This is a genomic window from Pseudomonas sp. B707 (genome assembly GCF_022496685.1).
Taxonomy (GTDB): domain Bacteria; phylum Pseudomonadota; class Gammaproteobacteria; order Pseudomonadales; family Pseudomonadaceae; genus Aquipseudomonas; species Aquipseudomonas paraglycinae.
Genome location: NZ_WTVE01000008.1, coordinates 74074 through 87452, shown reverse-complemented (window position 1 = coordinate 87452; position 13379 = coordinate 74074). Strand labels below are relative to the sequence as shown.

The window sequence follows — 13379 nt, the reverse complement described above, 5'->3', positions numbered from 1 at the left end:
GACTCGAACCCCTGTTACCGCCGTGAAAGGGCGGTGTCCTAGGCCACTAGACGAAGGGGACACGCTACCCGGAACACATGGTGTGTGTTTCGGTGTCCAGATCCGTCTCCGAAGATCGGGTTCTGGTTTCACTCAGCACCGCCCGAAAGCGTTGCTGTTTAAAATTGGAGCGGGAAACGAGACTCGAACTCGCGACCCCGACCTTGGCAAGGTCGTGCTCTACCAACTGAGCTATTCCCGCATTGGCGTCCCCTAGGGGACTCGAACCCCTGTTACCGCCGTGAAAGGGCGGTGTCCTAGGCCACTAGACGAAGGGGACACACTACAACATTCACTCCCTGCCGCGTTTCGCTGTGTGCTTTACGCTGCAAGTGGCGCGCATTCTATGGATGGATTGAAAGGTCGTCAACCCCCAGATATAAATTTATTTAAATCAATGACTTCGACCTGCTTTACGGGCCGTTTCCGGCTTTTGCGTCGCCCGACGATTGACGCCTATATTCCGACACTCGCCAAGGCGTTATAGTCCACGGCACAGGTGATGGCAATCTGAACCCCAAGGGCCAGCATTTATATAAGCCGGTTCCTGGCCGATACAGATTCAGCTTCGCCGATCCAAACCCGTCGAGCGGCGCTAGGCTCCTCTATGCCAAGCCACTACACTCGCATGCGAACCCTATAAAGAGGTCTTACCGGTGACACCACTCATGATCACCCTGCTAGTCATAGCCGGGATCGCAATCTTGATCGCCATTGGCTACATGAACCATGTGGTGGAAAACACCAAACTGGAGAAGGCCCGCACCAAGGTCGAACTCAACGACCGCCTGCGCCGTTGCGGCGAACTGACCGAAACCTTCCCCGGCCAGTTCATGACCCCGGCCCTCAAGCTGCTGCTGACCCGCCTTGAGCTGAACGTCTGCCAGCGCCTGCTGAACCTGGAAAAGACCAGCGCCACCACCAAGGCCCGCATCACTGAACTCAGCGCCCTCGTCGCCCAGGGCGAATCGATCCCGGTCAACAACCCACCGGCCCCGATCCAGACCGAAGCCAAGGCCAAAGACGTCCGCTTCCTCCTCGAAGCCCTCCACGGCCAGATCACCCGCGCCGCCCAGGACGGCTTCCTGCCACCGAACGAAGCCAAACACTGGGTCCGCGAAGTACGCCACATCCTCGTACTGCTGCACATCGAGTTCTTCAACAACCTCGGCCAGCACGCCCTCCAGCAAAACCAACCAGGCCAGGCCCGCCTCGCCTTCGAACGCGGCGTGCAATACCTGCGCAAACAGCAGGACCCGCAAATCTACGCCGAACAACTCCAATACCTGGAAAAACTCCTGGCCCGCGCCAACGCCCAGGTCATGGACAAAATCGCCCCGGTCGAAGGCGAAGAAAACCAACTGACTGCCGGCCTCAAAGATGTCGAGGCTGACGCGGACTGGAAGAAGAAAGTGATTTACGACTGAGTGCAGTCAAAGAGAGAAGCCACCGGGAGGTGGCTTTTTTATTGCCTGAAAGAAGATCAAAAGCTTTCCCTCACCCTAGCCCTCTCCCGGAGGGAGAGGGAACTGACCGCGCTGTTTGGAAGAGGTACGCCGACGTGAAAGACCGAGTCGCACTCGGGTTTTGAAATGTATGCAACTCAACTCACACTGCTGCACCTGCTGCACCTGCTGCACCTGCTGCACCTGCTGCACCTGCTGCACCTGCTGCACCTGCTGTACCTTGCACCTTGCACCTTGCACCTTGCACCTTCTGCATCCTCTGCTTCTTCTACTCTTGCTTCTACTCTTGCTTCTGCTTCTGCTTCTGCTTTGGCTTCCCACCACTCAACACAATGAGCGTTAGCTCGAGTACCGCTTTTGACGTACCGGCCCCATCGGAAGGCTGAGTGGAGGGATTTATCCGGGGGTGGGAGCGCAGCGACCGTGCGGCGAAGCCGCATGCATCGAGAGGAGGTGCAGCGAAGCAAACCGTAGGCGATGCCCCCGGATGAATCCCGGAACGAAGGAACACCGAGCCAAAGGAGGTGCCGAACGCAGGGGCCCAGCCTTTTGGTTCCTTTTTGGCGTTTGAAAAAGGGACTCGCCGTAAGGGCGAAACCATAAGAAGCCGTTACCGAAGAAACGGATATGAACGCAATAAAACGCGAACCTGGTCGGCCCAAAGGCCGCCAAGGTCAAAGCCGAAAGTGCCCCACCATCCCCCGCAACTCACTCCCCAACTGCGCCAGCTCAACACTCGAAGCCGCATTCCCGCGCATGGCAATCGAAGACTGATCCGCACTCGCCCGAATACTCGTCACACTGCGATTGATCTCCTCGGCCACCGAACTCTGCTCCTCGGCCGCCGCCGCAATCTGCTGGTTCATCTGCTGAATCAACGAAACCGCCGCCGCAATACTCCCCAACGCACTCTCGGTCTGCAACGCATCACTCACCGCCAGCTTCACCAACTCGCCACTGCTCTGAATCTGCTGCACCGACGAATGCGCCGCCGAACGCAAGGCACTGACCAGCCGCTCGATCTCCTCGGTCGACTGCTGCGTGCGTCGAGCCAGTGCCCGCACCTCATCGGCGACCACCGCAAAGCCCCTGCCCTGCTCGCCCGCCCGCGCCGCTTCGATCGCCGCGTTGAGCGCCAGCAGGTTGGTCTGCTCGGCGACACTCTTGATCACCCCCAGCACCGTGCCGATATTCTGGATTTCCGCACTGAGGCTTTCGATGCTCGAACTGGCCGACGTCGCCGAATCCGCCAGTTGCTCGATCCGCGCCATGCTCTGACGCACCACCTGCTGGCCGCTTTCGACCTTGCCATCGGCGGTCTGCGCCGCGAGCGCCGCTTCTTCGGCATTGCGCGCCACATCGTGCACGGTGGCGGTCATCTGGTTCATGGCCGTGGCGACCTGTTCGGTTTCCTCTTTCTGGCTGCTGACCTCAAGGTTGGTCTGCTCGGTCACCGCCGACAGCGATTGCGCCGAACTCGCCAGCTGTTCGATCCCCGCCTGCAACCCGCTGACAATCGTGCTCAAACCCGCGCCCATCTGCTGCATGGCCAGCATCAACTGACCGATTTCGTCCCGCCGGGTGACCTCGATCGTTGCACTCAGATCACCGGCCGCAATCTGTTGCGCCACATGAATCACGCTGCGCAACGGCGCCACAATCAGTCGGGTGATCACCCACGCCGCGATCAGCCCGACCAGCAACGCCAGCGCCGACGAGCCAATGATCAGCACCGAATTCTTTTTCAGTTCGCCCTGCATCGCGCCGTCTTGCGCGACATACGCCTGATCGACCCGCGCCACGACTTCGTCGGCTCGCTGATGCAACTGCTGATAGACAGTCTTTTCCTGGGCCAGCAACCCGGTGTACTCGGCAAGCTTGTCGCTGAAACCGGCAATGTGTCCGGACACTTCATTGAGTACCGTCAGGTAACCCTCGTCCTTGACCGTGGACTTGAGCTGCTCAGCCTGCGCCTGGGCTTGCGCAGCCTGTTCGATATTGCCTTGGCCGGCGCTGTCGTCACCCTTGCGGCTTTGATCCAGTCGCACCCGCGCTTCGTTCATCGCCTGCAACATCAAGCGCGAAACCTGGCTGACCTGACCGGCCTGCTCGATGAATTGCGCCCCGTCCTTGCCCTCGCTGTCTTTCAGGGTGTACGCGCCGTCGTCGGCCAGACCGGCCTGCAACACATCGAGATTGTTGGCGACGCTGGACACCGACCAACTGGCCATCTCCAGCGCCAGGTCCTTGGCCTGGGACAACGAGACGAATTCATCGAACGCCTTGCGGTAAGCGCTCAATGACTGTTGGACGTCGTTCATGACCGACTCATTGCCCGGCGACAAAATCTTGAGCTGGTCGGCCATGGCGATCAGACCGTCGACACCCTCATGCAAGGCATCGACGGTTTTCGGGTTGCCGTGCAAGGCGTAGTCCTGCTCCAGCAGCCGCACCTTGAGCAAGCCACTGTTGAGCGATGACATCTGCTTGAGGCCGTCGAAGCGCTGACTGATGGTTTGCAGGGACCAGACGCCAATGGCGGCCACCAGCGCCGTCAGCAGCAACACCAGCACAAACCCGATACCCAGTTTTTTTGCCATACCGAGGTTGGCAAAACGTCCTTGCACGGCCGAAATCATTGCGCGTAGTCCCCTGCCATAGTCTGTTGTCGAAGATTCGCAATGGCCTCGAACCAGCACAAGTCTCTGGCGTCGGAATAATGGCAAAAAGCTACGCACGCGTCGTTTTCAGAACGCTTGAGGTCGATCCACGGTCGTGCTGCGAAAAAACTGTCGCGCCCGGGGATCACAGGCGTAAGCCACGTTGATGCGCTGCCAGTCGCAGGCTTCGCCACTGGGGCTGAACGAGGTTGCACAAGCCAGTTGCACCCCGCAGCGCGAGGCATGCCTGCGCAAGTGCGCCTCATCGGCCAGCGGCGCGCGCGCCCAGATGAACAGGCCGCCCGTGGGCTTGCCGAACACTTCCCAGTCGGCATCTTCCAGGGCCTGCAAAGCCGCCGCACGATCAGTATTGAGGCGCTGGCGCTGGCGCTGCACCAGTTTGCGGTAGGCGCCACTGGCCAGCATCCCGGCCAGCACCGCCTCGCAGAACCTCGAGGTGCCCATGCAACTGATCATCTTGACCCGCGCCATGCGCTCGATCAGTTCGCCATCGGCCAACACGAAACCCACTCGCAGCGAGCTGCTCAGGGTCTTGGAAAAACTGCCGACGTAAATCACCCGTCCCTCGTCATCCAGCGCTGCCAGTCGAGTGCCGCTGCCATTGTGCAGGTCAGCGTAAACATCATCTTCGATCAGCCGCAGATCGTAGAGCCTGCTCAACTCCAGGATACGTCGGGCGACCGCCGGCAGCAGGCAACTGCCCGTGGGATTGTGATGGTGACTGTTGATGAACAACGCGGCGGGCCGAAACTGTTGCAGCAACGCCTCGAGCGCCTCGAGATCCGGCCCGCCCGGCGTGCGGCGAACCTCCAGCATGCGCACGCCGTGCAAGCGCAGGAGATCGAACAGCGGCGCATAACCGGGCGTCTCGACCACCACGCAATCACCGGCCTTGAACAGGGTACGCACGATCAGGTCCAGTCCGTGGCTGGCGCCGGCGGTGGTCATCACCTGTTCTGCCACGGCCCTGATACTCAGCAATCCCAGGCGCTTGATGATCTGTTCGCGTAACGCCGGCAGCCCCAGAGGCGTGCTGTAGTTGAACAGACTGGCCATGTCGGCGCGCGCCACTTCGCGGATCGCATAGGCGAGATCATCGGGCTCGCGCCAACTCTCCGGCAGGACGCCACTTCCCAGCGTCAAACCGCCGCGCCATCGGGCGGCTGGATCCCCCCCGCTGCGCTCTCCCTCACACCCGGTGCCATCGATCGCCTTGCAGCAATCGGGCAATGAAGACGCCACCATAAATCCCGAGCCCTGACGCGAGGCCAGAACCCCTTGCGCCACAAGGCGCTCGCAAGCTTCCATGACGCAGGACTGGCTGAGCAGATTGCACCGTGCGATCTCTCGCACGGAGGGCAGACGCGTCGTCGGCGGCACTTGCCCCTGCATGATCCACTCGGTCAACCCGTCAACAATCTGCTGTACGACCGGCACCATTGCCTGTCGGTCAATTCTCAATTCCATGAGCGCGCAAACTCCTGTCCGTTTTTGCTGGCGGCAGTAAATCACAGCCACGTCCTTGAGACTGTGCGACAAAACCGCCAAAAACCTCCTTTCTCAATATTTGAAACACATTGTTTAGCGAATTCACGGAGCCGCCCCCGAGACGAAAAAAGCCCGCCGATGGGCGGGCTCGTTCATGCATCAGCCAATGGCCTCTCAGAAGGCGGTCACGCCACCATCCACGGCCAGCGAATGGCCGGTGGTAAACGCTGCGCCATCACTGCACAGGTACAGCACGGCGCTGGCAATTTCCTCGACCTTGCCGATGCGCCCGACCGGGTGCATGGCGTTGGCGAATTCGCCTTTTTTCGGATCCGCTTCGTAGGCGCGGCGGAACATGTCGGTGTCGATCACTGCCGGGCATACGGCGTTGACGCGGATTTTCTTCTTGGCGTATTCGATCGCAGCCGATTTGGTCAGGCCGATCACCGCATGCTTGGAAGCCGCGTAGATGCTCATCTTCGGCGCAGCGCCCAATCCAGCCACCGACGCGGTATTGACGATCGCCCCGCCGCCCTGGGCCAGCAGCAACGGCAACTGGTACTTCATGCACAGCCAGACGCCTTTGACGTTGACACCCATGATCGCGTCGAACTCGTCCATCGAGCCTTCGGCCAGTTTGCCCTTCTCGATTTCGATCCCGGCATTGTTGAAGGCATAGTCGAGACGGCCGTAGGTATTGATCACCTCGTCCATCAGATTCTTCACTTCGCTTTCGACGGTCACGTTGCAGCGCACGAAGGTCGCTTCGCCACCGGCTGTACGAATCAGCGCCACAGTGCCCTCGCCCCCGGCCGCATCCAGATCGGCCACCACCACTTTCAGACCTTCGGCGGCGAATGCCTGGGCCGTCGCGCGGCCGATGCCGTTGGCCGCGCCGGTGACGACGGCTACCTGACCGGAAAACGTCATGCTCATTGTTATGTCCTCGAATGCGGGGGGGATTGATGAAGGCAGCATAGCCACAGGGGCCTGAGTGACGTCAGCACTATCAAAAGGCCGGTTAGGCTTGCATGAATCGCAGTGATGAAACCCAGCCGGGGACTATCACCGAACTGGATCAACCTGCATTCGCCCCATGAGCCAACCTTGCGGCATCGCCCATGAAGGTCTATCAACAAGGCTTCATTCAATTCGAGTGCCTGTCATGACCAACCAGACCAATCGCCAGTTCCTGCTCGCCAAACGCCCGGTGGGCGCCGCCACCCGCGAGACCTTCACCTATCAGGAATTACCGGTCGGCGAGCCGGCGGCGGGGCAGATTCTGGTCAAGAACGAATACCTGTCCCTCGACCCGGCCATGCGCGGCTGGATGAATGAAGGCAAATCCTACATTCCACCGGTAGGTCTGGGCGAAGTCATGCGCGCGCTGGGCGTAGGCAAAGTAGTCGCGTCGAACAATCCGGGGTTCGCCGTCGGCGACTACGTCAACGGTGCCATTGGCGTGCAGGATTATTTCCTTGGCGAGCCAAAAGGTTTCTACAAGGTCGATCCGAAACTGGCACCGCTGCCGGTTTATCTGTCCGCACTGGGCATGACCGGCATGACCGCCTACTTCGCCCTGCTCGATGTCGGCGCACCGAAGGCCGGCGACACCGTGGTGTTGTCCGGTGCAGCGGGCGCTGTCGGCAGCATCGCCGGGCAGATCGCCAAAATCAAAGGATGCCGGGTGGTCGGCATCGCCGGCGGCGCGGACAAGTGCAAATTCCTGATCGATGAACTGGGCTTCGACGGCGCCATCGACTACAAAAGCGAAGACGTGCTCGCCGGCCTCAAGCGCGAATGCCCGAAAGGCGTGGACGTGTATTTCGACAACGTCGGCGGCGACATCCTCGACGCGGTGCTGAGCCGTCTGAACTTCAAGGCGCGTGTGGTGATCTGCGGCGCGATCAGCCAGTACAACAACAAGGAAGCGGTCAAAGGCCCGGCCAACTACTTGTCGCTGCTGGTCAACCGCGCGCGGATGGAAGGCTTCGTGGTGATGGATTACGCCGCGCAGTACGCCACTGCCGCCCAGGAAATGGCCGGCTGGATGGCCAAGGGTCAGCTCAAGAGCAAGGAAGACATCGTCGAAGGCCTGGAAACCTTCCCGGAAACCCTGGGCAAACTGTTCAGCGGCGAGAACTTCGGCAAACTGGTGTTGAAGGTCTGAAAACAAAGAAGGGAGCCATCGGGCTCCCTTCTTTGATGCTTCAGCTGTTCGCTCAGGCCAGTTCGGCAACCACCGAGGCCAGGGCCTTGGCCGGATCCACCGCCTGGCTGATCGGACGGCCGATCACCAGATAGTCGGAGCCGGCATCCAGCGCCTGACGCGGGGTCAGGATGCGACGCTGGTCGTCCTGCGCACTGCCCGCCGGACGGATCCCCGGGGTCACCAGTTGCAGCGACGGGTGCGCGGTTTTCAGCGCGGTGGCTTCCAGCGCCGAGCACACCAGACCGTCCATCCCGGCCTTCTCGGCCAGTGCCGCCAGACGCAGCACCTGCTCCTGCGGCTCGATGTCCAGACCGATACCTGCCAGATCCTCACGCTCCATGCTGGTCAGCACGGTCACGCCAATCAGCAACGGCTGCGGGCCGCTGCGCTTGTCCAGTTCTTCACGGCAGGCCGCCATCATGCGCAGGCCGCCGGAGCAGTGAACGTTGACCATCCACACGCCCATCTCGGCCGCAGCCTTGACCGCCATCGCCGTGGTGTTGGGAATGTCGTGGAATTTCAGGTCGAGGAATACTTCAAAACCCTTGTCACGCAGGGTGCCGACGATTTCCGCGGCGCAGCTGGTGAACAGTTCCTTGCCCACTTTGACCCGGCACAGTTTCGGGTCCAACTGGTCGGCCAGCTTCAGTGCGGCGTCACGGGTAGGGAAATCCAGGGCGACGATGATAGGAGTCTGGCAGGCGGACATGGATGGGCTCTCAGGCAAGTCGAAATCGGCGCGCATTGTAGCGGAACCGGCGGCGGCGCGGCACCCGATGATCGGTAAATCGTCGCGCCAACCGTGATCAGCATAGCCTTGCAGGGTATTGTGTCGAACCCGATACACAACCGACACGCCGGCAACATGCGCCCGCGCTAGCCTCGCCAGCCGCAACAAGTCCTTACAGCAGCCCTTCCCGCCTCACGGCCGGACGCCTATGCTGAAACCACAACCTCGCAGCCTATCTTTGTGGTTGGCGGCCTACTGGCAGATGAACAGCCTCATGCACAACTCCCAAGCCTCCGTGAACGACGAGCAGAAAGACGACAAGCGCTGGAGCATCCGTGCCCTGATCGTCGACGATGACGTGCCGATCCGCGAACTGATGATCGACTACCTGGCCCGCTTCAACATTCACGCCAGCGGCGTCACCGACGGTGCGGCCATGCGCCAGGCGATGCAGGCCGAGCATTTCGACGTGGTGGTGCTCGACCTTATGCTGCCCGGCGAAGACGGTCTGTCGCTGTGCCGCTGGCTGCGCGCGGAGTCCGACATCCCGATCCTGATGCTCACCGCCCGCTGCGAACCCACCGACCGGATCATCGGCCTGGAACTGGGCGCCGATGACTACATGGCCAAACCGTTCGAACCACGGGAACTGGTGGCGCGGATCCAGACGATTCTGCGTCGGGTGCGCGACGACCGCACCGAACAGCGTGCGAACATTCGCTTCGACAACTGGCGCCTGAACAGCGTGCTGCGCCAGTTGATCGCCGACGACGGGCTGGTGGTGCCGCTGTCCAACGCCGAGTTCCGCCTGCTCTGGGTATTCATCGAACGTCCGCGCCGGGTGCTCAGCCGCGAACAGTTGCTGGACGCCGCCCGTGGCCGCTCGATCGAAGCCTTCGACCGCAGCATCGACCTGCTGGTATCGCGTCTGCGGCAAAAACTCGGCGACGACCCGAAAGCCCCGCAACTGATCAAGACCGTACGGGGTGAAGGCTACCTGTTCGACGCCCGGGACATTGGCTGATGCGAGCGCGCTTCGACACGCTGTTCGGCCGCCTGTTTGGCATGCTGTTGGTGGCGATTGTCCTGGCGCACCTGCTGGCCTTCGCCTGGTTCCGCCTCTACGGCCCACCGCCCCCGCCACCGCCGCCGGAGTTCTCGCAAAACCTCGACGGTCAACAGCCGGCTCAGGATCCACGCTACCCGCCCCGTCCACCGCGCCCCTGGTTCGGCGGGCCGATCGTGCCGCTGACCTTCCAGTTCATCTCGCTGATCATCGCCGCCTGGTACGGCGCCAAGCTGCTGACCCGACCGATCCAGCGTCTGAGCGATGCGGCCGAGCGCCTGAGCGAAGACCTCGACAGCCCACCACTGGACGAAACCGGCCCGCGGGAAGCCCGACAGGCCGCACACACGTTCAACCTGATGCAACACCGCATCCGCGAACAGGTGCAGCAACGCGCACGAATGCTCGGCGCCGTCTCCCACGACCTGCGCACCCCGCTGTCACGGCTGAAACTGCGCCTGGAAAACATCAACGACGACAAGCTGCAAGGCCAGATGCGCCAGGATTTGGACGACATGATCGGCATGCTCGACGCCACCCTCACCTACCTGCACGAACAGCGCACCAGCGAAGCCTTGCAGTTGATGGACGTGCAGGCGCTGGTCGAATCACTGTGCGAAAACGCCCAGGATCAAGGCGCCGACGTGCAGGTCAGCGGCCACTGTGCCCCCTTGCAGGTGCAACCGATGGCACTGCGCTCATGCATCAACAACCTGATGGACAACGCCCTGCGCTACGCCGGCCAAGCGCACATCGAACTGCAGGACCAACGCGAACAGCTGCTGATCCGCGTCATCGACCACGGCCCGGGCATCGCGGCGGACAAGCGCGAAGCCGTATTCGAGCCGTTCTTCCGCCTCGAAGGCTCACGCAACCGCAACTCCGGCGGCGTCGGTCTGGGCATGACCATCGCCCGGGAAGCGGCGCAACGTCAGGGCGGACAACTGACCCTGGCAGAAACACCCGGCGGCGGCCTGACCGCCGTGATCCAGCTGCCCCGCCACTGAGCCTGACTGTGTACCGACCGGTACAAACTTCACATACCCACGACACCTTGCGACTGGAGGCTGCATAAGCCGGTACACCCACCGGTTTTCCAGTCCAAGGAGTGAGCCCGATGATCGGTAGCGTCAGCAACTACACGAGCTATACCAGCACCAGCAGCACCTCCACCCAAAACGCCCGCAGCCAGCAACTGCAAAAGGAACTGTTCGCCAAACTCGACAGCAACGGCGACGGCGCGGTGGATCAGGACGAACTGGGTAGCGCCCTGTCACAAAAGTCCAACGACGGCCTGCTGGTCAGCCTGAGCAAACAATTCGGCGATCTGAACAGCGACGCCAGCGGCAGCCTCAGCGCCGAAGAAATGACCGCCATGGCCCCACCCCCGCCACCACCGGGAGACCAGGCCCCCAACACCGAACTCGCCGACGCCCTGATCAGCGCCCTCGACGCCGACGGCGACGGCGCCATCAGCAGCGACGAACTGAGCAACGGCCTGACCAGCGCCGGCAGCACCGCCGACAGCAGCAAAATCTTCTCCGCCCTGGACAAAAACGAAGACGGCGTCGTCAGCCAGGACGAACTCGCCGCCAGCCTCACCCCACCGCCACCCCCACCACCGCCACCCCCACCACCGCAAGCCTCCAGCGACGAACTCTTCAGCCAGCTCGATGCAGACGGCGATGGCAGCGTCACCGCCACCGAGTTGAGCAGTGCGTTGCATGCCAGCGACAGCACCTTATCGAACAACACCGACAACGCCGCCGCCCTGCTCAAAGTGCTGGACAGTGACAGCAGTGGAGGCGTCAGCAGCGATGAACTGAAAGCTGCACTGCATGCAGGTCGTGAGCGCCCGGATAACGAACAAACTGCCAGCAGTACTCAAACCACAACCGAAGCGCTGAACCGCATGATTGCCAATCTGAGCAAGCAGTACTCGCTAGAAAGCACCGCGTCGGTGGGCAAGTATTTGAATGTGGCGACTTGAGATTGGGTGAAGAGGATCGCTCTCGGGCAGAGATCTGAGGAGCAATCAGGGTTGGCTGGGTGAGTGGTTTGCTTTGGCTCTGTGGTGTGTCATCAAAAGCTGCCCTCACCCTAGCCCTCTCCCGGAGGGAGAGGGGACTGACCGAGGTGTTTGGAGAGATACGCCGACGTGAGATACCGAGGTGAACTCAGGTTTAAAGCACATACAATCCCACTCCTGCTTTGGCTTTGGCCTCCCACCACTCAACACAATGAGCGTTAGCTCGAGTACCGCTTTTGACGTGCCGGCCCCATCGGAAGGCTGAGTGGAGGGATTTATCCGGGGGTGGGAGCGCAGCGACCGTGCGGCGCAGCGACCGTGCGGCGCAGCCGCATGCATCGAGAGGAGGTGCAGCGAAGCAAACCGTAGGCGATGCCCCCGGATGAATCCCGGAGCGAAGGAACGCCGAGCCACAGCGAGGCGCCGAACGCAGGGGCCAAGACCTTTGCTTCCTTTGGGGCGTTTGCCAAAGGGAGTCGCTGTAAAAGCGAAACCGCCAGCGGCAACACCCGAAGAAACGGATATTCACCCAATCCCAAAGAGCCTGGTCGGCCCAAAGGCCGCCAAGTCAAAAGCCTCAAACCCGAGCCTGACTCTTACTCCAATCCGTCAACAAACTATAAGCAACAGCCAAAAGCGTAGGCCCAATAAACAACCCGATAAACCCAAACGCAATCAACCCGCCAAACACCCCAAGCAACACAATCACCAACGGCAGATTCCCACCCCGGCTGATCAGATACGGCTTGAGCACGTTATCCACGCCACTGATGATGAACGTCCCCCAGATCCCGAGAAACACCGCCATCCCGTACTCACCCTTCCAGGCCAGCCAAGCCGTGGCCGGAATCCACACCAGCGGCGGCCCCATCGGAATCAGACTGAGCAGGAACGTCACGATCCCCAGCACCAGCGCCCCCGGCACCCCCGCAATCAGGAACCCGATCAGCGCCAGCACCGCTTGCGCCGCCGCCGTACCGATCACCCCGTTGACCACCCGCTGCACCGTACCGGCCACCAGATCGATGTAGTACCCGGCCCGATCACCGATCAGGCGTTCCAGCAGACTGTGCACGAACGCCGCCAGTCGCGGCCCGTCACGGTAGAAAAAGAATACGAAGACAATGCTCAGGGTCAGCTCGAGAATCCCGCTGCCGATCTGCGCACTGCGCGCCAGCAACCAGTTGCCGACCTGCCCCAGATAAGGTTTTACAGTCACCATCAGGGCCGCGCCCTGCTGATCGATGCTGTTCCAGATCCCCACCAGCCGTTCGCCCACCAACGGCACGCCGCCCAGCCAGCTCGGCGCTTCGGGCAGTCCGTCGACCTGCACATCCTTGATGAACGCCGTGGCATCGCGCACGTGATCGGCCAGGTTAAAACCCAGCCACACCAGCGGCCCCGCCACGAGCAACATCCAGCCCATGGTCAGCAACAGCGCCGCGAGGGATTCCCGGCCATTGAGCCAGCGCGTCAGCAAGCGCATCAGCGGCCAGCTGGCAAACGCCAGCACCGCGCCCCAGAACAGCGCCGACCAGAACGGCGCCATCACCCAGAAACTGGCACCAAACAGCACCAGCAACAGGATCTGCACCAGCAGACGATCATTATTGGGCATGAGAAATCTCGAAAAAATCAGTCAGGCAAAGAGTAGGCGAACACGTCGAG

The 13379-nt window shown here is 61.5% G+C and carries 11 protein-coding genes and 2 tRNA genes; 6 read left to right on the top strand and 7 right to left on the bottom strand.

Translation table 11 applies throughout. The features are described from left to right. Positions 1-165: 165 nt before the first annotated feature. Together GQX66_RS02885 and GQX66_RS02880 are read right to left on the bottom strand one after the other, a co-directional pair. Positions 166-241, bottom strand: a tRNA-Gly gene (locus GQX66_RS02885). A gap of 2 nt (positions 242-243) precedes the next feature. Then, positions 244-319, bottom strand: a tRNA-Glu gene (locus GQX66_RS02880). Positions 320-707: 388 nt separating this feature from the next. Here GQX66_RS02880 and GQX66_RS02875 point away from each other — a divergent pair. Then, the gene (locus tag GQX66_RS02875; RefSeq protein WP_173892861.1) at positions 708-1466 is read left to right on the top strand and encodes a hypothetical protein; all 759 of its coding nucleotides are present in this window, start codon (positions 708-710) and stop codon (positions 1464-1466) included. A gap of 165 nt (positions 1467-1631) precedes the next feature. Next, on the top strand, positions 1632-1841 hold the full coding sequence (locus GQX66_RS02870; RefSeq protein WP_240866122.1) for a hypothetical protein: 210 nt from the start codon (positions 1632-1634) through the stop codon (positions 1839-1841). Between the two features lie 338 nt (positions 1842-2179). Here the strand turns inward: GQX66_RS02870 and GQX66_RS02865 are convergent, their stop codons facing one another. From GQX66_RS02865 to GQX66_RS02855, 3 genes are all read right to left on the bottom strand, one after another. Next, complete coding sequence (locus GQX66_RS02865) at positions 2180-4144, bottom strand: methyl-accepting chemotaxis protein (RefSeq protein ID WP_102688657.1); 1965 nt, start codon at positions 4142-4144, stop codon at positions 2180-2182. A gap of 108 nt (positions 4145-4252) precedes the next feature. Next, positions 4253-5653, bottom strand: coding sequence for a PLP-dependent aminotransferase family protein (locus GQX66_RS02860; RefSeq protein ID WP_085745081.1), 1401 nt, complete (start codon positions 5651-5653; stop codon positions 4253-4255). A gap of 195 nt (positions 5654-5848) precedes the next feature. Next, positions 5849-6610, bottom strand: a complete 762-nt coding sequence (locus GQX66_RS02855) for an SDR family oxidoreductase (RefSeq protein WP_007917441.1) — start codon at positions 6608-6610, stop codon at positions 5849-5851. 229 nt (positions 6611-6839) lie between these two features. Here GQX66_RS02855 and GQX66_RS02850 point away from each other — a divergent pair, with 229 nt between their 5' ends. After that, the gene (locus GQX66_RS02850; RefSeq protein ID WP_129974350.1) at positions 6840-7844 is read left to right on the top strand and encodes an NADP-dependent oxidoreductase; all 1005 of its coding nucleotides are present in this window, start codon (positions 6840-6842) and stop codon (positions 7842-7844) included. A 52-nt stretch (positions 7845-7896) separates the two neighbouring features. On the opposite strand, the gene pyrF is transcribed toward GQX66_RS02850, so the two are convergent. After that, positions 7897-8595 carry an orotidine-5'-phosphate decarboxylase gene (gene pyrF / locus GQX66_RS02845; RefSeq protein ID WP_176240461.1) on the bottom strand — a complete coding sequence of 233 codons (699 nt, stop codon included), beginning with the start codon at positions 8593-8595 and terminating at the stop codon, positions 7897-7899. Positions 8596-8890: 295 nt separating this feature from the next. On the opposite strand from pyrF, the gene GQX66_RS02840 reads away from it, so the two are divergent. The 3 genes from GQX66_RS02840 to GQX66_RS02830 all read left to right on the top strand — a co-directional run bounded on the left by GQX66_RS02840 (position 8891) and on the right by GQX66_RS02830 (position 11672). Continuing rightward, on the top strand, positions 8891-9640 hold the full coding sequence (locus GQX66_RS02840) for a response regulator (RefSeq protein WP_085607468.1): 750 nt from the start codon (positions 8891-8893) through the stop codon (positions 9638-9640). Continuing rightward, a complete protein-coding gene (locus GQX66_RS02835; RefSeq protein WP_085745084.1) occupies positions 9640-10689 on the top strand; it encodes an ATP-binding protein in 1050 nt (349 codons plus the stop codon). The genes GQX66_RS02840 and GQX66_RS02835 overlap by 1 nt, the downstream gene beginning before the upstream one ends. A 110-nt stretch (positions 10690-10799) precedes the next feature. Further along, positions 10800-11672 carry an EF-hand domain-containing protein gene (locus GQX66_RS02830; protein WP_240866119.1) on the top strand — a complete coding sequence of 291 codons (873 nt, stop codon included), beginning with the start codon at positions 10800-10802 and terminating at the stop codon, positions 11670-11672. 616 nt (positions 11673-12288) lie between these two features. On the opposite strand, the gene GQX66_RS02825 is transcribed toward GQX66_RS02830, so the two are convergent. Then, on the bottom strand, positions 12289-13329 hold the full coding sequence (locus tag GQX66_RS02825) for an AI-2E family transporter (RefSeq protein ID WP_011335470.1): 1041 nt from the start codon (positions 13327-13329) through the stop codon (positions 12289-12291). Positions 13330-13379 lie beyond the last annotated feature (50 nt).